The sequence below is a fragment of the Microbacterium sp. K2 genome (assembly GCF_051365005.1).
GTDB classification, from domain to species: Bacteria; Actinomycetota; Actinomycetes; order Actinomycetales; family Microbacteriaceae; genus Microbacterium; species Microbacterium foliorum_B.
Genome location: NZ_JBLWII010000001.1, coordinates 2,269,367 through 2,290,593, shown reverse-complemented (window position 1 = coordinate 2,290,593; position 21,227 = coordinate 2,269,367). Strand labels below are relative to the sequence as shown.

Here is a 21,227-nt window from a genome sequence, read left to right as displayed (position 1 = left end):
GCGGATCAGGCGGATCATGATGACTCGGACGAATCAAGGAGGGCACCATGTCGAACATCGACGCATTCGCCAACAGCTTCCCGCCGAACATGCCGGGGGTTCCCCCGGTCGACCACTTCGTGGATGAGACGTTCCCCACCGACACCTCGCAGCCGGAGACGCAGGGCGACGAACCGCTCGACGCCGAGCTCGGCGAGGACGGACAGGGCGATCTCGCCCCGGAGGACGAAGGCATGTCGCACAGCGGCGACGCACCGACCGATCTGCGGGACGGCACGGAGTGAGCCACGGCCAGGAGTCTGGCCGGGATGTGAGCGACGCAGAACCCTCCGAAGAGGGGATCGCGGCGCTCATCGAGGAGCGGAATGCCGACGACCCTGAGCAGATCGGGGAGATTCCCGCCGGCAACGCCGGGGCGGACTCCGGTGGGTCGGGCCCGGTGCGGGTCGATCCGTCATCGGAATCATCCGTGCAGGACGAGTCGGTCCACAACGACGAGCCGGGTGTCGGTACGCGTCGCTCGGGTGACTCAGGGGACTGAGGGGACTCGGGCCACCGCGCCGTCGGGAGGCTGAGGCAACCGCGCCGTCGGGAGGGGAACTGCGCTTCGGGCGGAGGGAATTCGAGGATTCATCCTCCCCAGGCGCAGTTCTCCTCCGGGGGCGCAGTTCTCCTCCCGAGGCGTAGTGCCACCAAGCGCAGCGCCCTTCCCCGGCATCCGCGGCAGTCGTACACTGTGCCGGTGAGCGACGCACTGGATGACGGGCCCTTCTTCCACGGCACCAAGGCGGATCTGCGTCCGGGTGAGTTTCTGACGGCGGGGTTCGCCTCGAACTACCGCCCCGAGATCGTGATGAATCACATCTACTTCACCGCCGTGGCCGATGGTGCGGGTCTCGCCGCAGAGCTCGCACCGGGTGATCGCGAGCCGCGTGTGTACGAGGTCGAGCCGACCGGCGACTTCGAGAACGACCCGAATGTGACCGACAAGAGGTTCCCCGGAAATCCGACTCGCTCCTATCGCAGCGCTGCGCCGTTGAGGGTCGTCCGCGAAGTGCTCGACTGGACTCGCCTGTCAGCCGAGGCGCTCGCCACCTGGCGGGAGAGGCTCGCCGCACTCCACGCCGACGACAGTGCCGAGATCATCAACTGACTCGCGGGCCTCGCACATCTGCAGGACTGAAGCACGGATGCAGGGCAGGAGCTCGAGTTCGGTCCTGCTTCCGTGCCGTGGTCCTGCAGACGGACCGGGGGTCGCCTGTGACCGGGCCTGGACCCCAGGCGCCGTCGGGAGGAGATCTGCGCTTCGGGCGGAGGGAATGCGAGGATTCATCCTCCCCAGGCGCAGTTCTCCTCCCGAGGCGCAGTGCCGGTGCTGCGCGCAGCCTCCCCAGGCGCCGCGAGGACCGGATCAGCGCCGGGCGATCCGCCGGGCGAGTGAGCCGAGCGCGCGGTCGATGATGACGAACACGTAGCCGACGGCGACGAGGGCGATCGTGAGGGCGATGATCCACTGCGTGACGCCGGCGATCCCGAGCGCGTCGACATCCATGAAGGGGTACGGATACGTCTGGCCGGGCGTGAACTCTCCGCCGAGCGCTCCGTAGGCGAATGCCCACGTCAGATACGCGTAGGGGATGAGCGTCCACAGCGGCGGGTCGATCCACCGGAACGACCCCTTCGGCACGAAGACCAGCCAGTCGATGATCAGCAGCACCGGCGTGATGATGTGGATCAGGTTGTCGGTGAGGGAGAAGATCTCGGCGTCGCCGTCGGCGAACCTCGTGGGCACGAGCACGATCAGATAGATCAGCATCGTGACGGTGATCGCGAACATCACCGCTCCGCTGCCGCGGGCGCTGGGTGTCGAGGTGCCGAGCGGGCCGCTCTGACGCAGGTCTCGGACGGTGCGGACGATGAGGAGCAGCACCCAGGCGAGGCAGATCAGATTGCTGACCATCGTGTAGAACAGCACGGTCGTCCATGACGGATCGCCGGTCAGGAGGTTGGCGTGCCGGATGACACCGGTGAGGATGACCGCCAGCGTGATGAGTCGGTAGACGAGAGCGACCGGTCGAGAGTTCACCGCAGCGTGCGAGAACAGCGATCCGCGCGCGGGCTCTGAGTCGGGTAGGCCGGAAGCCGTGGACGGAGAGATGACGGCTTTGGACATCCTTCGAGGCTACGCGTTCTCGGGCGGCGGCAACGCCGATTCAGCGCCGCACCGGGTCGGAATCGCCGTCGAGGAACCGCTCGAGATCGCGCAGGGTCGGAGCTGCCTCCCAGTCGCCGGGAACCAGGCAGGCCATCGCGCCGCAGGCGTTCGCTCGCCGGAGGACCGCGTCGACATCGTGTCCGTCGAGCAGCGCACTGAGATAGCCGGCGACGAAGGCGTCACCCGCCCCCACGGTGTCGACCGGGTCGATCGTGAATCCCGGCGCGCCGTTCACGGAACCAGCCGCGTAGACCGACGCTCCGTCGGGCCCCTGCTTCAGCACGGTCGTCGCACACCCGGCATCCTGCAGTCGTGCCGCAGCCTCGACCGGTGAGGTCCCCGGATACAGGATGGCGAACTCCTCGGCGCCGCCGAAGACGACGTCGGCGCGTTCGGCGAGATCGCGCAGCACCGGCCCCGCGATCCCGGGTGAGGCGAGCGCCGAGCGGTAGTTGATGTCGAAGCTCACCATGGTTCCGGCCGCCCGCGCCCTGTCGATCGCGCCATGCACGGTCGCCCTGGCCGTCTCGGACAGCAGGGGAGTGATGCCGGTGATGTGCAGCAGGGAGGCGTCTTCGACCCATCCGTCCGGCAGGTCCTCGGGCCGCAGCCTGGATCCGGCCGACCCCGCGCGGTAGTAGTGCACGGCGGTGGATGCCGCAGAAGGGCGTTCCTTCACCATCAGGCCGGTCGCGGCATCCGGGTCGACGATCGCTTGCGCGTCGACGCCGTCTCCGCGGATCTCCCGCGTGACGCGCTCGCCGAGGGAGTCGTCGCCCACGCGTCCCAGCCACGACGTCGGGATGCCGAGCCGGGAGAGGCCGATCGCGACGTTGCTCTCGGCGCCGCCGATGCCGAACGCCAGGGAGTTCGCATGCCGCAGCGAGCCGATCTCGCTCGTGCGCACGAGCGCCATGGTCTCGCCGAGCGTGACGACCGACGGCGACGGCGAGCTCACGCGGCGTCCCGGGCGCACACCTCGACGAACGCGGCTGTCCGCTCGCGCAGTGCGGCGATATCGCCGCCGTTGAACGCGTCGCCGAGCAGCGGTCCGCCCACGCTCACCGCGACCGCACCCGCACGCAGCCAGGCTTCGGCTCCCGCGAGATCGACGCCACCGGATGGCACCGCGACGAGGTCGGGGAAGGGGCCGCGCAGGTCCTTGAGGTACGAGGGCCCCACCTGGCCGGCCGGGAACACCTTGACCGCCGACGCACCCGCAGACCATGAGGCGAACAGCTCGGTCGGCGTGAGTCCGCCCGGAACGATCGGCACACCGGCATCCGTCGCCTGCGCGACGAAGTCGGTCGAGGTGATCGGGGTCACGATGTACGCCGCACCCACCTCGATCGCGCGCGCCAGGTCTCCGCTGCTCGTGACGGTGCCGATTCCGAGGTCGATCGCGTCACCGAACCGCGCGAGCAGCTCGGGGAAGTGCTCGAAGGTGCCGGGAGTGGTCAGCGTGAGCTCGACGCTGCGGATGCCGGCGTCGACGAGCACGTCGAGCACGGCGTCGTAGTCCTCTGCACGCTTCGCGCGCGCGACGACGATCAGGCGCGAGTCCACCGTGCGCTGAGGCAGGGCGACCCGGCGAATCTCACCAGTCATGGACGGTCCCGTCGAGCAGGCGGTTCACCGGCAGATAGGCCTTGGTGTAGTCGTGGCCGGCCGCGGCATCCTCATCGAGATCCACACCGAGACCGGGCTTGTCGCCGGGGTGCAAAAAGCCCTTGTCGAACGTGAAGGAGGTCTGGAACACCTCGAGCGTCTGCTCGTTGTGGGGCATGTACTCCTGGATGCCGAAGTTGTGGATCGCCAGGTCGAGGTGCAGAGCGGCGGCCATGCCGACCGGCGAGATGTCGGTCGGACCGTGGATGCCGGACTTGATGCCGTAGATCGCCGCGAAGTCGAGCAGCTTCTTCATGGCCGTGATGCCACCGGTGTGGGTGACCGCCGAGCGCACGTAGTCGATCAGACGCTCGGTGATGAGGGTCTGGTAGTCGAAGACCGAGTTGAAGACCTCGCCGATCGCGAGAGGTGTGGTCGAGTGCTGGCGCACGAGGCGCAGCGCGGTCTGGTCTTCACCCGGGGTGCAGTCCTCGAGCCAGAACAGGTCGTAGGGCTCGATGTCCTTCGCGAAGCGTGCGGCCTCGATCGGCGACATCCGGTGGTGTCCGTCGTGGAGAATGCGCAGGTCGGTGCCGAAGTCCTCGCGGATCTGCGAGAAGATCCCGGGCATGTGGTTGAGGTAGTTGCGGGTGTCCCAGGTCTCCTCGCTGGGGCGGTCGCCCGAGCGCTTGGCGGGCTCGTAGTCGTAGCGCACGCCGGGGCCGGCGTTCGAGACGCCGTAGATCTGGCCGAGGCCGGGCACGCCGGTCTGCACGCGCACGGCGGTGTAGCCGAGCTCTTCGTAGCCGGTGATCGCATTCTTGAGCGCCGCATAGTCGGTGCCGGAGGCGTGCGCGTAGACGCGGACTCCCTCACGGCTGGCGCCGCCGAGCAGCTGGTACAGCGGCATCCCGGCCTTCTTGGCCTTGATGTCCCACAGGGCCATGTCGACCGCGGCGATCGCCGCCATGGTCACAGGGCCGCGACGCCAGTACGGGCCGCGGTAGAGGTACTGCCAGGTGTCTTCGATGCGGTCTTCGTCTCGGCCGACGAGCATCGAGGCGACGTGGTCGGAGAGGTACGAGGCGACGGCGAGCTCGCGTCCGTTGAGCGTGGCGTCGCCCAGACCGACGATGCCGTCGGAGGTCGTGATCTTGAGCGTGACGAAGTTGCGTCCGGGGCTGGTGATGTTGACGTCGACGATCTCGATGGTCATGTCGTTCTCCTGAAGATGCGGGGCGAGGTGCGGGGTGCGGACGTTCGGGCGTCCGCACCCCTGGTCGTGATGAGCGGCTGGGTCAGATCGCGTCGCGCGGATCCGTCAGGTCGCGACCGGCGACCTCCGGCATCCAGATCGAGGCGATGAGGGCGCTCAGGGTGAAGATGAAGAGCATGATGATGATCGGGATGAACGAGCCGGTGACGGCCGACACCCACGCGGCGGCGATGACGGGACCCGCGCCGGTCGCGATGATGGCGGCGATCTCGCGTGCCATGGCCGTGAACGTGTAGCGGTTGCGCGAGCCGAAGAGCTCGGGCAGCGTGAGGTTCTCGAGCGACGCGAAGCTCATCACCGCGAGGTTGTGCAGCACGACGTAGCCGATGAAGACCTGCACCGTGACACCGCTGCTGATCATGAGCATCGTCGGGACGATGACGATGAGCGCGACGATCGACCAGACCATGTACATGCGCTTGCGGCCGAAGCGGTCGCCGAGCCAGCCCGACAGCGGCACCGTGATGAAGGCGACGAGCGACGAGACGATCACGGCGTTGACGCCGATCGAGCGGTCGAGCAGCAGCACGACGGTGATGTAGCTGATCAGGTACGTCTGGATCATGCCCGAGTTGCCGGCCTGGCCGAAGCGCAGCAGGAGGGCGATCGAGAACGCCTTCCACGGCTTGCGGTTCATCGCCTCGAGCGTGCGGATGTCGTTGGTCTCGGTGGCGAGCTGGATCGTCTCCTCGCGGGAGAGGGCCTTGCCGTCGACGACGTCGTCGCGCTCCTCGAAGACCGGGGTCTCCTTGAGGTTGAAACGCACCCAGATCGCGAAGAGCATGATGATCGCGCTGCCGATGAACGGGATGCGCCATGCCCAGTCGATGACCTCCTGCTCGCTGTAGGCGACGAGCAGGATCGCCCAGATGCCCGAGGCGAGCAGGGTTCCGCAGTTGGTGCCGAGCGCGACGAGCGAGGCGATGATGCCCCGGCGCTTGGCCGGCGCGTACTCGGCGAGCATGACACCGGCGCCTGAGATCTCGGCTCCGGCTCCGAAGCCCTGCGCGATGCGCAGCAGCACGAGGAGGATCGGCGCGAGGACGCCCACCTGGTTGTACGTCGGCAGGAAGCCGATCAGGGTGGTCGCGAGACCCATCAGGAGGATCGTGTAGAACAGCACCTTCGTGCGGCCGGTCTTGTCACCGAGACGCGCGAAGAAGAACGCACCGACCGGGCGGGCGACGTAGCCGACGCCGTAGGTGGCCATCGCGGCGACCACCGCGACCGCCGGGTTCTCGGAGGAGAAGAACAGATCGGCGAAGACCAGTGCGGCTGCCAGCGAGTAGAGCTGGTAGTCCATGAACTCCAGCGCGGTGCCGAGCCATCCGGAGATGGCGGCGCGGACGAGGTCTTTGACCGACCTCTTCTCGGCGGGATCGGCGGCCGTGGCCGTCGTCTGCGGTTCTGACATGGGAGGTACTCCTTCGGACCAGGAACAGGGTGGGGGTGTCGGGTGTCGGGTGTCGCTAGAGGGAGAGCAGGACCTTGGCCGAGGCGGACGAGTCGCGAGCGAGCTCGAAGGCCTGGACGGCGTCGGATGCCGGGAGGACGTGAGAGATGACGGAGTCGAGGGCGTCGGACTCGGCCAGCAGGGCGACCGCGTCGTCGATCTCGGTGGAGAATCGGAAGGCGCCGCGGATCGTGAGCTCCTTGGCGAGCATCGGGGCGAGGTTCACGCCGATGTCGGCGTTCGGGAGCATGCCGACCTGCACGATCGTTCCGGCGCGGCGAGCGGCGCGGACAGCTGAGGAGAGCGCGACTCCGACGCCCGAGCATTCGAAGACGACGTCGTACGACTCGTTCTCGATCGTGTCGCGGCCGACGAGCGAGACCTCGGTCGCGCCGAGGGACTTCGCCCGCTCGAGGGGCTCTTCGCGCACATCGCTGGCGCCGATGACGGATGCTCCGGCCTTGACCGCAGCGGCCACGACGAGGAGGCCGATGGGCCCGGCGCCGATCACGAGCACCCGCTTGCCGGTGATGTCGCCGGCGAGGTTCACGGCGTGGATGGCGACGGCCAGCGGCTCGGCGAGGGCTGCGCGCTCGAGGGGCAGCGAGGCCGGAAGCACCCGGATCATCTGCTCTTCGACGATCAGCATCTCGGATGCTCCGCCCTGGCGGTGGGGGTTCGCCGCGGCGCTGCCGAAGTAGTCGCCGCCGGGGCGCAGGTGCGGGCGATCCTCGAGACCGGGCACCTCAGGGCCGTAGCGCGCGGGGTGCACGGTGACGGGGGTTCCCGGCGCGAGGCGACCGGACGGATCGAGGTCGACGACACCCGACAGCTCGTGACCGGGGGTCAGTGGCTGCTGGATCGTGTACTCGCCGTTGGCGCCGTGGAAGTAGTAGTGCAGGTCGGATCCGCAGATGCCGACGTAGTTCACGCGAAGGCGCACCTCGCCGTCGCCGGGTGTCGGAACCTCGCGGTCCTCCCAGCGGATGTCCTCTTTGCCGTGGATGGCGAGAGCCTTCATGGCTGCATCTCCTCTGCCCTGGTGAGTGCTGATGTGCTTGTCCGGGATGCCGAGACGGCATCCCAGATCGCGGCGTCGACGCCGCGTCGCTGGATGGTGTCGACGAGTTCGCCGACGCGGGCGATGAACGCATCCTGCGATCCGAGTTCATCACCGAACAGGTGCAGCTCGCCGATCACGCGCTGCGCGAGCTCCCGACCGTTGCGGGCGCTCGCCGCGTATCCGGCCAGTCGTTCGCGGGAGCCGTCGGTCATCGCGGCGGCGTGCGGGCCGGGGTCGAAGCCCGGCAGGGGCGCGATGCACGACAGGTATCCGGCGACCGTCAGAGCGATCAGGTGCGGCATCTCGCCGTTGCCGAGGGCGAGCAGGGCGGGCTCGGGGATGCGCTGTCGCAGCTTGACCGAGCCGTCGGTGCCGACCTGGCTCGTCCGGTGGCCCAGGGCGCTGTTGGCCCAGCGCTCGAAGAGCTCGCTCTCGTAGGCGCGGATGTCGACGCCGGAGGGCACCTCGATCGAGGGCTCGTACTCGTCGCGGAGCACGGCACGAGCCGCACTCTCGATGCCGTCGAGGCCGATCGCCTCGGGAATCGTGCCGACTCCGCTGAGCGCGCCGAGGTAGGCGATGAGCGAGTGCGTGCCGTTGAGCAGCCGCACCTTCATCTGCTCGTAGCGTGCGACCTCGTCGGTGAAGACCGCGCCGCCGGCTTCCCAGGCGGGGCGGCCGCCGGCGAAACGGTCTTCGATCGCCCACATCGTGAAGGGCTCTGCCGGCACGGGGATGTCGTCGGTGGCGCCGAGCAGGGCGCTCACGCGGGTGCGCAGCTCGGCAGTGGTCGACGGCACGATGCGGTCGACCATGCTCGAGGGGAACGACACGGAGCGATCGAGGAAGGCCAGCGCGTCGCTGCCTTCGGAGCCGGGCAGCTCGTGCAGGAACTCGCGCACCAGCTTCTCGGTGTGCTTGCCGTTGGCCGACAGGTTGTCGCAGCTGAGGATCGAGATCGGGGCCCCGCCTGCGGCAGCGCGGGCCTGCAGCCCGCGGGCGAGCTGGCCGATCGTCGAGCGAGCGGCGCCGCCACGCAGGTCGGCGCGCACCGTGTCGTCGTCGAGATCGAGGCGCTGGGTGGCGGGGGAGTAGCTGTAGCCGTTCTCGGTGACGGTGAGGGTCACGATGCGGATGCCGGGGTCGGCGATCTGCGCGATCACGCGCTCGGGCTGCTCGGCGCCGACGAACGCATCGGTGTGCACGCCGGGGATGGTGAGTGAGGTGCTGCCGGGCGAGATGGTCGCGACCGAGTAGAGCATGTTCTGCGCATGCATCGCGTCGACGATCGAGCGCGAGCGGGATGCGACGCCGATGATGCCCCAGTCGCCGCCGGCGGACTGGAGTGCCGCCGCGGTGTAGACCGCCTGGTGCGCGCGGTGGAAGCTGCCGAGTCCGAGGTGCAGGATGCCTGCGTCGGTCGGGGCGACGAGGGGGGAGGCTGTCGCAGAGGTCGTGCGGCGCAGGGCCGGTGCTGGGATGCTCACGCGGTGGCTCCTTCGCTCGGGGCCGCGCACCGCTGAGGGTGATCGGCGTTGATCGTCATGCAAATCAGTGTGCATCTTTTGTACAAACTTGTCAACACGTTTTACATGGGGATGCGGGATCGTAGAATTGCTGCGACGGTCGGGAGGTGAAGATGGCAGCGACGCTGACAGACGTGGCGCGACGTGCAGGAGTGTCCATCGCGACCGCCTCCCGCGCGTTCGGAGAGCCGGATCGTCTCGCGCCGAACACCCTCGGTCGCGTGCTCGAAGCCGCGGGCGAACTCGGCTACGCGACCTCGCAGTCCGCCACCGCGACCCGCACCTTCGGGGTCGTCGTGCCCGACGTCTCGAACCCTGTCTACGCGACACTGCTCAAGGCGATCCAGGGGCAGGCGTGGCACGGGCGCCACCGCATCGTGCTGTTCGACGCCGATGAAGACCTGCGCCGTGAGCGCGAGCAGATCGAGCAGGCCCGCAAGCTCGACGGGATGCTGCTGTGCTCGCCGCGCCTGCCCGACGCCGATGTGCTCGAGCTGGTCGGCGACACGCCCTACGTCGTGGTCAACCGCCAGATCGACGGCGCCCCCTGCGTGCTGATGGACACCGAGCACGGGCCCGCTCAGGCGATCGAGCACCTCGCCGCGCTCGGGCACACGCACATCGCCTACGCCGCCGGCCCCCGCGGATCGTGGGCCGACGTCCGTCGGGCCGACACCGTCGCCCGCGCGTGCGAACGCCACGGCATCCGTCTCACCGGACTCAGCCACCACGCCGCATCCATCCAGGGCGGCCGCGCTGCCGCCGCCCCGGCGGCGGCGAGCGGTGCCACGGCCGTCATCGCCTACAACGACCTCGTCGCCCTCGGACTCGAGGCCGGACTGCTCGAGCTCGGCAAGCGCTGCCCCGCAGACATCAGCATCGTGGGCATCGACGACATCGACCTGGCCGGCGCGGTCACGCCCGCGCTCACGACGGTGCGGATGCCGATCGAACGCAGCGGTGCGCTCGCCGTGGATCTGCTGCTGCAGGCGATGAGCGGCACGGCGATCGACGACGTCGTGACGCTGGGCTCGCAGCTGATCGTGCGCGCGTCGACGGCGGCTCCTTCCGCCTGAGCCCTGAGCGGCCGACAGCTCCGGCCCCGGCAGAGTCCGATTTCGCGAATCGGAACGACGGGGGCGCTGTGTGCGGGGTGGGTGAGCATCAAGCGTTCCGCGGACTCGGGCGACACGTGTCACGCGATTGCTAAAGGCCTGGTCAGGCGGTATGTCTGGCCGCGCGTCGGGCGGCGAACCACGCGAATGCACGCTCCCACGACGCGTCACGAACGAAGACGAGGTCCATGGCGATCATCGCAATCGAGAACGGCCATAGCCCGAGGAAGAGACCGATGCCCAAGTGCATGCCCATGATGACGATGAGAGCCGCGTAGCGGGTCGGCTTCCACAGCAGCAGCACCGGGAAGAGCAGCTGCACCCAGATGGAGAGCCAGGATCCCACGAGTACCAACGGGGTGATTTGCCCGGCGAGGTCGCTCAGCGACGGAAAGACGCGAAAGACGTCGAGCTGGAACGCGTAGTAGAGGGCGCTGCCCTGCAGCCATTCATCGCCCATGAGCTTGAACATGCGTCGTCTCGGTCAGCAGTGATGACGAGCACCGCTTCTCCAAGCCCCGCCGTGAGGCGATCACCCTCGTCGCCGGCCTGGGGGTGGAGGGGGACGCGCATTTCGGCGCAACGGTGCAGCATCTCTCCCGGGTTCGACGCGACCCCACGCAGCCCAATCTCCGCCAGGTTCATCTCATGCACCGAGAACTGTTCGGTGAGGTCGACGCGGATGTCTCTCCGGGTGAACTGGGCGAGAACATCACCACCGAGGGGATCGATCTGCTCGCCCTCACCCGAGGAACGCTGCTGCGGCTGGGAGCGGACGCTGTGGTCGAGGTGACGGGGCTGAGGAACCCGTGTCTGCAGATCGATCGTTTCGAGTCTGGTCTGCTGAAGCAGGTCGTCGGGACCGACTCCGAAGGTCGCACGGTGCGCAAGGCGGGAGTGATGGGTGTCGTGCTCGCCGGCGGTGTCGTGAAGCCCGGCGATCTGGTCGTCGCGGAGATCCCTTCCGGAGTCGGTGAACCACTCGCTCCCGTGTGAGCACTCGATCCGGCCCGGATCTCCCGGGACGCTCCAGGCCTCAGCGGAGAATGCCCTTCCGGCGGGCCTCCGAGACCGCGGCGGTGCGTGAGCTGACGTCGAGCTTCGAGAAGATGTGCGCGAGATGCGACTTCACGGTCGTCTCGCTGACGAAGAGCTGTTCTGCCACCTCGCTGTTCGATCGCCCGGCGGCGACGAGCTCGAGCACCTCGATCTCGCGACTGCTGAGGCTGACGCGGGGCGCGCGCATGCGGTCGAGCAGGCGGGAGGCGATCACCGGCGCGAGCGCGCTCTCTCCGGCTGCCGCCGCGCGCACGGCGGCGGTCAGCTCATGCGGTGGGGCGTCTTTCAGCAGGTAGCCGCTCGCGCCGGCCTCGACGGCGCCGAGGATGTCGGCATCAGAGTCGTAATTCGTGAGAACGAGCACATAGGGCGGAGCCTCGAGCGCACGGATGCGGCGAGTCGCGTCCACACCCGTGGATGGGGACTGAGAACCGAACTGCAGGTCCATCAGCACCACGTCCGGGTTCTCGCGCTCGGCGCAGGCGACGGCCTCCTCCGGTGTGCCTGCCTCGGCGACCACTTCGAGATCCGCTTCGAGACTGAACAGGGCGGTGAGGCCTGCGCGGACGATGGGGTGATCGTCGGCGATGACGAGCCGGATCATGCGAACTCCGTCAGCGGGAGGTCGACCGTGAGTGTCGTTCCTCGTCCCGATGCGGTGTCGATCTCGAGCCGTCCGCCCAGCTGCTGCACTCGCTCGGCGGTCGCGCGCAGGCCGAAGGAGTCGGACTTCTCGGCTGCACCCGGTGGAGGGCGCTCGGCATCGAATCCTTCTCCGTCATCCTCGACGGTGAAGTGGAGGTGGTCGTCCTCGATGCCGATCGTGACCGTCGCCGTCTTCGCGTGAGCGTGCTGGATGACATTGGCGATGGCCCCCTGCGTGATGCGCAGCAGCGCCGTCTGCAGATGCATGGGCAGGACGACCGTGTCGGACACCCGCACCTGCACGTCGAGTCCCTGCGTCGCCCACTGCGTGCGGGCCAGTCGACGCAGCGCCCCACCGAGCGTCTGATCGTCGAGCTGGGGAGGCGTCAGCTCGCGGATGAACCGCCGCGCCTCGACGAGGTTCGCGGCGGCCGTCTCACGCGCGAGCCGGATGTGCTCGATCCCCGGTCGCGTGGCATCGGCACGTTCCGCGGCATGCAGCAGCATCTGGATGCTGGAGAGTCCCTGCGCGAGCGTGTCGTGGATCTCGCGGGCGAGCCGGGCGCGTTCTGCGAGAACACCCGATTCATGCTCCCGCGCGGCGAGCTGTCCGCGGGTCGCGAGCAGCTCACTGACCAGCGCTTCGCGCTGCTGGGCCTCCCTCGCTAAAGCCTGGTATCCGAGACCGATCAGGAGAGCGACGCCGGCGCCGACGAACGGGCCGACGACGCCACCGACGCTCCACCCGCCGCGGATGCCGAGTGCGCATACCGCGACGATCGTCGACGCGAGTATCGCGGCCGATCCCACCCAGCGCCCCAGCAGGTGGAGGAACAGGAAGAACAGAGGGAAGACGAGGTAGGCGGCATCGGCGCTCACCCAGAGCAGGCCCAGCCACTCCACCGAGAGCATGGCCAACCAGATCAGCGCCACCAGCCGCCGACCGTGCGAGAGGCGAGTGAGCAGCAGCCCCGACGCGTACGTGACGCCGACGATCAGGGCCAGCACGATCGCCGCGACGCTCGCATCCGAGGGATCGAGCACGGCACGGGCGATGACGACCGCCGTCAGGGCGAAGAAGAGAACGTGGAGGCCGGTCCGCAGACCCACGAACACCGGGGTCAGAGCAGTATGCGCCATGGCTCGAACTCTACGCCGCCGGGTCCAGCGGCGGCATCGTCCGAAAGGACGATCGAGGCGTACTCATCCTGGCCGGGGAACGCTCTCCGAGTGGCCGATGACCACGACGGCGCCGACGACGAGAGTGGAATGGTCGCCGCATCGGAGACAGGAAAGGCAACCGTCATGTTCGTCGCGTTACGCGATCTTCGCTTCGCCAAGGGGCGATTCATCCTCATCGGCTCCGTCGTCGCCCTCATCACCCTTCTCGTGGGGTTCCTCAGTGGACTGACCGGGGGCCTCGCCATCCAGAACGTCTCTGGCGTGCTGGCGCTCCCCGCAGACCGCATCGTGTTCTCCGCCCCCGAAGGAGGAGACGGTGTGGCCAGCTTCGCGGACTCCACGATCACCGATCAGCAGGCGATGGACTGGGCGGCGACGGCCGACGTCACAGATGCACGCCCCCTCGGCATCAGCCAGTCCCGCGCCGAGACCGACGACACCCGCGCCGCGATCGCGGTGTTCGGTGTCGAGCCCGGTTTCGTCGCCGGTGCGCCCTCCGGCGACGGTCAGCTGAGTCTCTCGGTGCCCGCTGCGGATGCGCTCGACGCGAAGGTCGGAGATCAGATCGAGATCGCCGGCGTCGCCTACGACGTCGAAACGATCGAGGGAGACGCCTGGTACAGCCACACGCCGGTCGTGCAGATGACCCTGCGCGATTGGCAGGCGTACTCGGCATCCACGGGGAACCCCGACGCCTACGCCACGGTCCTCGCCGTCTCCGGCACCCCCGACTGGGATGCCGCGGATGCCGTGAACGACACGATCTCTGAGACGACCCTCGGATCGCTGACGGCCCTGAGCGCCTTCCGCTCCGAGATCGGGTCGCTCCTGCTCATGGTGGCGATGCTGTTCGGCATCTCGGGACTCGTCATCGGGGCCTTCTTCACCGTGTGGACCATGCAGCGCAAGGGCGATGTCGCCGTCCTCAAGGCGCTCGGCGCGAGCACGCGATCCCTGATCCGCGACGCGCTGGGGCAGGCACTGATCGTTCTGCTGGTGGGCATCGGCATCGGACTGGCGCTGGTCACCGGCCTCGGCCTGGTCGCAGGCGCCGCCCTTCCGTTCCTGCTGAGCCCTCTCACTACCATCCTTCCCGGCGCCATCATGATCGCCCTCGGCCTCGCAGGCGCCGCCTTCGCCCTGCGATCCGTCACCTCCGCCGACCCCCTCACCGCACTCGGGAGCAACCGATGATCCGCCTGAACGACATCACTCTGACCTTCCCCGATGGTGAGTCCCGCGTGACCGCCGTGGACGGCGTGTCCCTCACCGCCCACCCCGGAACAGTCACCGGCATCACGGGCCCCAGCGGCTCCGGCAAGTCCAGTCTGCTCGCCGTCGCCGGCACCCTGCTGCGGCCGGATTCCGGAGAGATCCTCATCGATGGGAGCGACGTCACAGCGCTCAGCCCGGCCGAGGCGACGCGTCTGCGGCGGGAGCGGATCGGGATCGTCTTCCAACAGCCCAACCTCCTCCCGGCGTTGACTGCCCGTGAGCAGCTGAGCGTCATGAACGAGCTCGGTGCCGCGCACAGCCGACGCAATCGCGCCAAGGCGGCCGCCCGCGCGGAGGAGCTGCTCGCCGCGGTCGGCCTCGCCGAGCACGGTCACAAGAGGCCGCACCAGCTCTCCGGCGGCCAGCGTCAGCGCGTCAACATCGCTCGAGCCCTGATGAACGATCCGAGCGTGCTCCTGGTCGACGAGCCGACGAGTGCCCTCGATCAGGAACGCGGCGCCGCCATCATCGATCTCATCCTGCGGCTCACGGATGAACTGAACACCTCGACGCTGCTCGTCACCCACGACCTCGTGCACCTCCCGCGCATGCACGGGGTGCTGCACCTCGTGGACGGTCGTGTCGTCGACAACGCCGTCGCGAGGCGCTGAGAGCTGACTACTCGCCGGAGCTCTGCTTGAACTGACGCTCCCAGTCGCGCAGCTCGCTGCGACCGATGAGCGAGTCGAGCGAGACCTGGAACAGCAATCCCTTGCGGGCGTTGACCTGCTTGATGTTGTCGACGATCTGCGTGCTCACGGCCGACAGGGCTTCGCGCACCTCGCCGATCCGCTCATCCGGTGCATCCCACAGGTCGGGCCGCGTGAGCAGGTCGAGCAGGTAGTCGCGGTCGAGCGCTGCGACGAGGCGAGCCAGCTTGTCGGAGTACTCGGCCTCGGCGAGCACGCTCTGATCCTCGCCCGCCTTGGCGTCGAGACGTATGAACAGCTGCTCGACGTGCGAGGCGAGCGCGTCGATACCTGCAGCCGTCTCGGCGGCGACCGGACTGCCCGGCACCGCCGCATAGTCGGCGCGCAGCTCGCGCAGGCGATTCACCCGAAGGCGGATGCCGACGGGCACCGGATCCGTCGAGACCGAAGTCGCGCGGCGACGGCGACGGGCGATCAGGCCGATGGCGGTCACGGCAGCAGCGATGAGAACGACGCCACCGATCACCAGCGGGATCGCGGGACCGGCGACCTCGGAGCCACCACCGGGCGAAGTCGGCGTCTCGGCAGAGATCTCGGTCACGGTCTCGACGAGCTGGTCCTGCAGGCTTCCACCCGAAGACTCGTTCTCGTTCGCGATGCGCAACGCATCATCGCCGATCGTCGCCGACGCGGCCTGCAGGTCATCACCGATCGCGACGATCACGGTCTGCTGACTCGCGCCCGCAGTGAGCTGTTCGAGGATGTACGTGTTGTACGGGGTATCCGTCGCAGCATTCGCCGGCAGCACGACCACCGCGATCGACCCGTCGCCGGGGACGACGCTCGCAAGCGCATCCGTCAGCGCCGCTCCCCCTGACACGTCGGGGTCGACATAGATGTTCTGACCGGATATGCCCTCAACGGCATCCTCGATCCAGGGATTGTTCGACGAGGAGAGATACGGCATCGCGAGGCCTCAGAAGTTGTTGATCACGGAAGCGAAGACGAGGTCGATGCGCTCGGCATCCGAGGCGTCGAACAGCTGCCCGCCCGTCACGTCCGCGATTCGCTGCAGAGCCGAGGTATCTGCGCCCTCTCCATACGCGATCGGGAATATACGGACCGGAGCGTCGTCACCGCCCTCCTTCGTGCTCTTGCCGATCTTCGCGATGAGCGAGTCGAGCGAGGTGCTCGAGTCGGTGTCCTCGCCGTCCGAAAGCACCACGATCGCGTTGATGCGACCGGGCTCGGCCCGCTCGCTCATCGCCTCGTACGCGAGCAGGATCGAATCGTAGAGGGGAGTGCCGTTGCGCTGCGCGTAGCGCAGGTCGTCGAGCGACGAGTCGAGCTTCTCGCCGTCCGCGCCGAGTGCGCTCACGTCGCGGAGCACCTGGATGCCCTCGCCCTCGTCCGAAGAGATGCCGGTCGTGAACGCCCACACGCCGATCTCATCAGTCGAGCGGAAGTGGTTGAGCGTCGACTGCGCACCCTCGATCGCGCCGTCGAGACGCGAGCGACCGTCGCCGATCGGGTCGTCCATCGAACCGGAGATGTCGATGAGCTCGAGCACCGACGAAGGCTTGCGCACCTGCGTCCACTGGTCGATCGCCGTCGAGATCACGTCGACCTCGGGCTTCGGCAGCGTCACAGCGGGCTGTGCGGGGTCGACTCCGTACTTCGGGGTGAACAGGTCGCCCAGGGGCACCGATTCGTCGAGCGGGCGGAATCCGTAGTCGGGCAGGATCTTCTGCGCCGCGGTGGTCTGCACGAACTCGGCGAACGCCTCACCGGCGGCACGCTGCTCGGCGGTCACCCAGTCGGCTCCGAGCACCGTGATCGGGTTGTCCGACCACATGGAGCCACCCTCGGGGTAGACGGCGACGAGCTTGGTCTTCGGCGGCGTCAGGGTCTCGCCCGGCTGCACCGTGTGCGAGTCGGGATTGCCCTGGTTGTAGTTGAGCAGCGAGGTCTCCTCCAGCGCGACGGCCGAGACGTAGGCCGAGCCGTTCGAGCCGTTCTGCGTCTCGTCGTAGAGGGTCGAGAGCACGTTGCCGGTCGTGTCGCCGTAGTGGATGACGCACTCCTCGAACACCCGCGAGAAGTCGGCCGAGGCCTCGACGTCGGCCGAGGTGAGGCCCTCGAGCTTGCCGGTCGCCTCGTACGACTGCATCAGGATGGTCGAGAGCCCTGTGGTCGACGTGTTCGGGTTGGTCTTCGAGATCTTGAAGGCACCCCAGATGTCCTTGCCGACGCTGCCCCACCCGGCCGGGTCCTGGCAGAGGGCCTCGAGGTCGGTGATGCTGATAGGCGTATTCGGCCAGCCGAGGGCGTTGGCCATCGGCTCGGGCATGCCGAACACCACGGGCGTGCGAGTGAACGACTTCGGCTCGCCCACGAGGCTGGGTGACGCCGCGGCGGCGACACGATCGGTCCAGACCGTCGATGCCGGAGACCACAGTGTCGGCCACAGGGACTGGTCGTCGGTCGGCCAGTCCTCGCCCGAGGTGAGGAATCGCGTCGCGTTGCCGGACGAGACGTTGGTGGGGCGCACGGTCGCGCATGTCTCGAGCCCCTCGTGCTCGGGCGAGTCCTTGAACTCCTTCGCCAGCTCGTCGAGCATGTTGACCTTCTCCGACGACGTGGCGACGGCGATGTGCGTGCAGCCGTCGTCAGGGAACCCCTGTCCTCCGTCACCGTTCGTGCCCTCGTCGCTACCGCCGGTGCAGGCGGTCAATGCCAGGGCGATGATTGCCGCCATGGCGAGGGCTGCGGGTGTCCGACGTGCGTTGCGAGGCGCGCTCATGGGCTTAGGGTACCCAGGTATCGGCCTCACGATGATGGATCGATCGGATCCCGTGACCGCGGAGTACGCTCGCTGGTGTGGGGCGGATCACGACGCGGAGACCGATTCTGAAGCTCACCCTCGGCGAGGGTGCGAGCCGTCGCGCCGACACGCTCGCCGTCGAGGAGCCCCTCGAGATTCGGGTCGCAGGCTCGCCGCTCGCGGTCACGATGCGCACTCCGGGGCACGACGTCGAGCTGGCGGCGGGGTTCCTCGTGTCGGAGGGGATCATCGCCGAGACCGCCGAGTTCCATTCCGCGATCCACTGCGGCGGCCCGGGCACCGGAGGCCAGGAGAACACCTACAACGTGCTCGACATCAGCCTCGCTCACGGCGTCGCGCTTCCCGACCCCGATGCCGCGCGGCGCTTCTACACGACCAGTTCGTGCGGCGTCTGCGGCAAGGCCAGCATCGACGCGGTGCGCACAGTGTCGCGGCATCCGGTCTCCGACGACGACGTGCAGGTGGATGCCGAGCAGATCGCCGCCTTCCCCGATCGTCTGCGCGCAGAGCAGGCGGCGTTCGACAAGACGGGCGGCCTGCACGCCGCTGCTCTCTTCGACGCCGACACGGGCGAGATGCTCGTGCTGCGCGAAGATGTCGGGCGCCACAACGCGGTCGACAAGGTCGTCGGCTGGGCGCTGCTGAACGACCGGCTGCCGTTGCACCGGCAGATCCTGCAGGTCTCCGGCAGAGCGAGCTTCGAACTGGTGCAGAAGGCCGCGATGGCCGGCATCCCTCTGCTCAGTGCCGTCTCGGCGCCCTCGTCTCTGGCGGCGGAGCTCGCCGAGGAGTCGGGCGTGACGCTCATCGGATTCGTCCGGGGACGTTCGATGAACATCTACACGCACGCGCATCGGGTGCGCATCGGAGCCGACTCGCTCGGCCCCTCTGCGCACTCCGAAGAAGGGGCACACCATGCTCGATAGCCAGGAAACCGCGGGAAACGCAGGAGCTGCCGGAACCGCCTTCGGGCTGATGCCGGACGAGCCGCGCCAGGGCGGCTACGGCCCTCGCACCGATCGGCCCTGGTCGCGCAAGCCGTACGGCCACCCCGCCGCCGGGTGGGGGGCGGCGGTGTCGGTGGGGCGTGTGGTGCTGGATCAGCGCGTACCGATCGCCGGTCCCCTGGCGATGCTGCAGATGAACCACCCGGTCTCGGGCTACGACTGCCCCGGATGCGCGTGGCCCGACGACACCGGCAATCTCAAGCTCGACATCTGCGAGAACGGCATCAAGCACGTCACCTGGGAGATGACGCGCAAGCGGGTGGATCGTCGGTTCTTCGCCGAGCACACCGTCACGGAGCTCGCGACCTGGCCCGACTTCGACCTCGAAGATCAGGGGCGCCTGACTGAGCCGATGGTGTACGACGCGGCCTCCGACCACTACGTGCCGATCACGTGGGACGACGCGTTCGCGCTGGTGGGCGACGAGCTGCAGGCGCTCGACAGCCCCGACGAGGCGTCGTTCTACACCTCTGGACGGCTCAGCAACGAGGCCACGTTCCTCTACCAGCTGATGGTGCGCGAGTACGGCACCAACAACCTGCCCGACTGCTCGAACATGTGTCATGAGGCGTCCGGCCGCGCGCTCAAAGCCTCGATCGCCACGGGCAAGGGCACGGTCGACCTGCACGACTGGGACGACTGCGACGCTCTCTTCGTGCTGGGCGTGAACGCGGCATCCAACGCTCCGCGCATGCTCACGGCGCTGTCGGATGCCGTGAAGCGCGGCGCCCAGGTCGTGCACGTCAACCCGCTCATCGAGGCTGCCGCCACCCGCACCATCGTGCCGCACGACTTCGTCGACATGGCGCGTTTCAAGTCGACGGGCACGAGCACCATGAACCTTCAGGTGCGCCCTGGAGGCGACCTCGCTCTCATCAGGGGCATGTCGAAGGTCGTCTTCGAGGCCGCCGCCACCGACCCGTCGGTGCTCGACACCGGGTTCCTCGCGTCGCTCACGAACGGCGCCGACGCCTATCGTGAGCTGGTCGAGGCCACCTCGTGGGACGACCTGGTCACGCAGTCTGGGCTGAGCGAAGAGCAGATCCGTGCGGCCGCCGCGGTCTATCTCGCCTCCGAACGCACGATCATCAGCTGGTGCCTCGGCGTGAGCCAGCACGAGCACGGCGTCGACACCGTGCGCGAGATCGTCAACCTGCTGCTGCTCCGAGGCAACATCGGGCGCAAGGGCGCCGGCTCCTCACCCATCCGCGGGCACAGCAACGTGCAGGGCAACCGCACCTGCGGAATCGACCACCACCCCACGGATGCCTGGCTCGACCGTCTCGCCGAGGCGTGCCGCATCGATCCGCCGCGGCATCCGGGACTCGACACCGTGCGGACGATCGAGGCCATGCATGACGGACGCGTGAAGGTGTTCGTCGGCATGGGTGGCAACTTCGTGCTCGCGGCTCCCGACACCCCGTTCACGGCGCAGGGGCTCGAGAAGTGCCGCCTGACGGTGCAGGTGAGCACCAAGCTCAACCGCAGTCACCTCGTGCACGGCGAGAAGGCGCTGATCCTGCCCTGCCTCGGCCGCACCGAGCGCGACCAGCAGGCTCAGGGTCCGCAGGGCATCACGGTCGAGGACGCGATGAGCATGGTGCACCTCTCGATGGGGCGCAAGCAGCCGGCATCCGCGTATCTGAGGTCGGAGCCGGCGATCATCGCAGGGATCGCGAAGGCGACGCTGCCCCACACGGCCACTCCCTGGGACTGGTACGTCGGCGACTACGACAACATCCGCGACGTGATGGCGAAGGTGCTGCCCGGGTTCGAGGGGTTCAACGACCTGATCCGTGACAGGCACGGCTTCCGCATCCCGCAGCCGGCGCGAGACCGCGTGTTCGAGACCCCGTCGGGGCGCGCCGAGTTCTCGCACGCGCCGCTGCCGAACGTCATCCCCGAGTCGGCCGAGACCCTGGTGCTGCAGACCATGCGCTCGCATGACCAGTGGAACACGACGATCTACTCGAACGACGACCGCTATCGGGGCGTGAAGAACCTGCGCGAGCTCGTGTTCCTGCACGAAGACGACATGCGCGACCGGGGACTCGTCGAGGGCGACCTCGTCGACATCGTGTCGACCTCGAAAGACGGATCGACGCGGATGCTGAGAGCGTTCCGCGCCGTGCCGTATGACCTGCCTCGCGGCAGCGCCGCCGGCTACATGCCCGAGATGAACGTGCTGATCGGCCGCAAGGACTTCAGCGCGCAGAGCGATCAGCCGCTCATGAAGAGCATCCAGGTGACGGTCTCGCGCACGGGGTCGTGAGCGGGGCCGCGCTCGACGCGGGCTGATCCCGGTCCG

20 protein-coding genes and 1 pseudogene are annotated in these 21,227 nt (G+C 68.3%); 9 read left to right on the top strand and 12 right to left on the bottom strand.

The genetic code is table 11. The annotated features are described in order from the left end of the window. Positions 1-47 precede the first annotated feature (47 nt). The 3 genes from ACLKOY_RS11110 to arr all read left to right on the top strand — a co-directional run bounded on the left by ACLKOY_RS11110 (position 48) and on the right by arr (position 1,153). On the top strand, positions 48-284 hold the full coding sequence (locus ACLKOY_RS11110; protein ID WP_436453676.1) for a hypothetical protein: 237 nt from the start codon (positions 48-50) through the stop codon (positions 282-284). Between the two features lie 26 nt (positions 285-310). Next, positions 311-541 (top strand): hypothetical protein, encoded by a 231-nt coding sequence (locus ACLKOY_RS11105; RefSeq protein ID WP_436453675.1) that lies wholly within the window; start codon positions 311-313, stop codon positions 539-541. 201 nt (positions 542-742) lie between these two features. After that, entirely contained in the window at positions 743-1,153 is a 411-nt protein-coding gene (gene arr / locus ACLKOY_RS11100) for an NAD(+)--rifampin ADP-ribosyltransferase (RefSeq protein WP_436453674.1), read from the top strand. A gap of 258 nt (positions 1,154-1,411) precedes the next feature. Here arr and ACLKOY_RS11095 read toward each other — a convergent pair whose 3' ends face one another. From ACLKOY_RS11095 to ACLKOY_RS11065, 7 genes are all read right to left on the bottom strand, one after another. Further along, on the bottom strand, positions 1,412-2,173 hold the full coding sequence (locus ACLKOY_RS11095) for a Pr6Pr family membrane protein (protein WP_436453673.1): 762 nt from the start codon (positions 2,171-2,173) through the stop codon (positions 1,412-1,414). A 40-nt stretch (positions 2,174-2,213) separates the two neighbouring features. After that, positions 2,214-3,173 carry a sugar kinase gene (locus tag ACLKOY_RS11090; protein ID WP_436453672.1) on the bottom strand — a complete coding sequence of 320 codons (960 nt, stop codon included), beginning with the start codon at positions 3,171-3,173 and terminating at the stop codon, positions 2,214-2,216. After that, positions 3,170-3,823, bottom strand: coding sequence for a bifunctional 4-hydroxy-2-oxoglutarate aldolase/2-dehydro-3-deoxy-phosphogluconate aldolase (locus ACLKOY_RS11085; RefSeq protein ID WP_436453671.1), 654 nt, complete (start codon positions 3,821-3,823; stop codon positions 3,170-3,172). Before ACLKOY_RS11085 ends, ACLKOY_RS11090 begins: the two co-directional genes overlap by 4 nt. After that, positions 3,813-5,039 carry a D-mannonate dehydratase ManD gene (manD, locus tag ACLKOY_RS11080; RefSeq protein ID WP_436453670.1) on the bottom strand — a complete coding sequence of 409 codons (1,227 nt, stop codon included), beginning with the start codon at positions 5,037-5,039 and terminating at the stop codon, positions 3,813-3,815. Before manD ends, ACLKOY_RS11085 begins: the two co-directional genes overlap by 11 nt. 82 nt (positions 5,040-5,121) lie before the next feature. Further along, positions 5,122-6,513, bottom strand: coding sequence for an MFS transporter (locus ACLKOY_RS11075; protein WP_363573251.1), 1,392 nt, complete (start codon positions 6,511-6,513; stop codon positions 5,122-5,124). Between the two features lie 55 nt (positions 6,514-6,568). Next, complete coding sequence (locus ACLKOY_RS11070) at positions 6,569-7,573, bottom strand: L-idonate 5-dehydrogenase (protein WP_436453669.1); 1,005 nt, start codon at positions 7,571-7,573, stop codon at positions 6,569-6,571. Next, positions 7,570-9,102, bottom strand: a complete 1,533-nt coding sequence (locus ACLKOY_RS11065) for a mannitol dehydrogenase family protein (RefSeq protein WP_436453668.1) — start codon at positions 9,100-9,102, stop codon at positions 7,570-7,572. The genes ACLKOY_RS11070 and ACLKOY_RS11065 overlap by 4 nt, the downstream gene beginning before the upstream one ends. 152 nt (positions 9,103-9,254) lie before the next feature. Between ACLKOY_RS11065 and ACLKOY_RS11060 the strand changes: the two genes are divergently transcribed. Then, positions 9,255-10,217, top strand: a complete 963-nt coding sequence (locus ACLKOY_RS11060; RefSeq protein ID WP_436453667.1) for a LacI family DNA-binding transcriptional regulator — start codon at positions 9,255-9,257, stop codon at positions 10,215-10,217. Positions 10,218-10,359: 142 nt separating this feature from the next. Here the strand turns inward: ACLKOY_RS11060 and ACLKOY_RS11055 are convergent, their stop codons facing one another. Next, complete coding sequence (locus tag ACLKOY_RS11055) at positions 10,360-10,728, bottom strand: hypothetical protein (protein WP_436453666.1); 369 nt, start codon at positions 10,726-10,728, stop codon at positions 10,360-10,362. 2 nt (positions 10,729-10,730) lie between these two features. Between ACLKOY_RS11055 and ACLKOY_RS11050 the strand changes: the two are divergent. After that, positions 10,731-11,252, top strand: a pseudogene (locus ACLKOY_RS11050) (MOSC domain-containing protein); the annotation flags it as partial. 40 nt (positions 11,253-11,292) lie between these two features. On the opposite strand, the gene ACLKOY_RS11045 reads toward ACLKOY_RS11050, so the two are convergent. Further along, entirely contained in the window at positions 11,293-11,919 is a 627-nt protein-coding gene (locus ACLKOY_RS11045; protein ID WP_436453665.1) for a response regulator transcription factor, read from the bottom strand. Continuing rightward, a complete protein-coding gene (locus ACLKOY_RS11040) occupies positions 11,916-13,100 on the bottom strand; it encodes a sensor histidine kinase (RefSeq protein WP_436453664.1) in 1,185 nt (394 codons plus the stop codon). The genes ACLKOY_RS11045 and ACLKOY_RS11040 overlap by 4 nt, the downstream gene beginning before the upstream one ends. 165 nt (positions 13,101-13,265) lie before the next feature. Here ACLKOY_RS11040 and ACLKOY_RS11035 point away from each other — a divergent pair, with 165 nt between their 5' ends. Both ACLKOY_RS11035 and ACLKOY_RS11030 read left to right on the top strand, forming a co-directional pair. Then, positions 13,266-14,336, top strand: a complete 1,071-nt coding sequence (locus tag ACLKOY_RS11035; protein ID WP_436454115.1) for an ABC transporter permease — start codon at positions 13,266-13,268, stop codon at positions 14,334-14,336. Continuing rightward, entirely contained in the window at positions 14,333-15,028 is a 696-nt protein-coding gene (locus ACLKOY_RS11030; RefSeq protein ID WP_436453663.1) for an ABC transporter ATP-binding protein, read from the top strand. Before ACLKOY_RS11035 ends, ACLKOY_RS11030 begins: the two co-directional genes overlap by 4 nt. Positions 15,029-15,035: 7 nt before the next feature. Here ACLKOY_RS11030 and ACLKOY_RS11025 read toward each other — a convergent pair whose 3' ends face one another. Together ACLKOY_RS11025 and ACLKOY_RS11020 are read right to left on the bottom strand one after the other, a co-directional pair. Beyond that, positions 15,036-16,034 (bottom strand): hypothetical protein, encoded by a 999-nt coding sequence (locus tag ACLKOY_RS11025; RefSeq protein ID WP_436453662.1) that lies wholly within the window; start codon positions 16,032-16,034, stop codon positions 15,036-15,038. Between the two features lie 9 nt (positions 16,035-16,043). After that, positions 16,044-17,870, bottom strand: coding sequence for a substrate-binding and vWA domain-containing protein (locus tag ACLKOY_RS11020; RefSeq protein ID WP_436453661.1), 1,827 nt, complete (start codon positions 17,868-17,870; stop codon positions 16,044-16,046). Positions 17,871-17,947: 77 nt separating this feature from the next. Between ACLKOY_RS11020 and fdhD the strand changes: the two genes are divergently transcribed. Beyond that, the gene (gene fdhD, locus ACLKOY_RS11015) at positions 17,948-18,838 is read left to right on the top strand and encodes a formate dehydrogenase accessory sulfurtransferase FdhD (RefSeq protein WP_436453660.1); all 891 of its coding nucleotides are present in this window, start codon (positions 17,948-17,950) and stop codon (positions 18,836-18,838) included. Continuing rightward, a complete protein-coding gene (locus ACLKOY_RS11010) occupies positions 18,828-21,191 on the top strand; it encodes an FdhF/YdeP family oxidoreductase (RefSeq protein ID WP_436453659.1) in 2,364 nt (787 codons plus the stop codon). The genes fdhD and ACLKOY_RS11010 overlap by 11 nt, the downstream gene beginning before the upstream one ends. Positions 21,192-21,227 lie beyond the last annotated feature (36 nt).

What these genes read in the sequence shown, in the direction of transcription:
- ACLKOY_RS11110 (WP_436453676.1), top strand. Translation starts at nt 48, where the DNA reads ATGTCGAACATCGACGCATTCGCCAACAGCTTCCCGCCGAACATGCCG.
- ACLKOY_RS11095 (WP_436453673.1), bottom strand. Translation starts at nt 2,173, where the DNA reads ATGTCCAAAGCCGTCATCTCTCCGTCCACGGCTTCCGGCCTACCCGAC.
- ACLKOY_RS11085 (WP_436453671.1), bottom strand. Translation starts at nt 3,823, where the DNA reads ATGACTGGTGAGATTCGCCGGGTCGCCCTGCCTCAGCGCACGGTGGAC.
- manD (WP_436453670.1), bottom strand. Translation starts at nt 5,039, where the DNA reads ATGACCATCGAGATCGTCGACGTCAACATCACCAGCCCCGGACGCAAC.
- ACLKOY_RS11075 (WP_363573251.1), bottom strand. Translation starts at nt 6,513, where the DNA reads ATGTCAGAACCGCAGACGACGGCCACGGCCGCCGATCCCGCCGAGAAG.
- ACLKOY_RS11070 (WP_436453669.1), bottom strand. Translation starts at nt 7,573, where the DNA reads ATGAAGGCTCTCGCCATCCACGGCAAAGAGGACATCCGCTGGGAGGAC.
- ACLKOY_RS11060 (WP_436453667.1), top strand. Translation starts at nt 9,255, where the DNA reads ATGGCAGCGACGCTGACAGACGTGGCGCGACGTGCAGGAGTGTCCATC.
- ACLKOY_RS11055 (WP_436453666.1), bottom strand. Translation starts at nt 10,728, where the DNA reads ATGTTCAAGCTCATGGGCGATGAATGGCTGCAGGGCAGCGCCCTCTAC.
- ACLKOY_RS11045 (WP_436453665.1), bottom strand. Translation starts at nt 11,919, where the DNA reads ATGATCCGGCTCGTCATCGCCGACGATCACCCCATCGTCCGCGCAGGC.
- ACLKOY_RS11040 (WP_436453664.1), bottom strand. Translation starts at nt 13,100, where the DNA reads ATGGCGCATACTGCTCTGACCCCGGTGTTCGTGGGTCTGCGGACCGGC.
- ACLKOY_RS11035 (WP_436454115.1), top strand. Translation starts at nt 13,266, where the DNA reads ATGTTCGTCGCGTTACGCGATCTTCGCTTCGCCAAGGGGCGATTCATC.
- ACLKOY_RS11030 (WP_436453663.1), top strand. Translation starts at nt 14,333, where the DNA reads ATGATCCGCCTGAACGACATCACTCTGACCTTCCCCGATGGTGAGTCC.
- ACLKOY_RS11025 (WP_436453662.1), bottom strand. Translation starts at nt 16,034, where the DNA reads ATGCCGTATCTCTCCTCGTCGAACAATCCCTGGATCGAGGATGCCGTT.
- ACLKOY_RS11020 (WP_436453661.1), bottom strand. Translation starts at nt 17,870, where the DNA reads ATGAGCGCGCCTCGCAACGCACGTCGGACACCCGCAGCCCTCGCCATG.
- ACLKOY_RS11010 (WP_436453659.1), top strand. Translation starts at nt 18,828, where the DNA reads ATGCTCGATAGCCAGGAAACCGCGGGAAACGCAGGAGCTGCCGGAACC.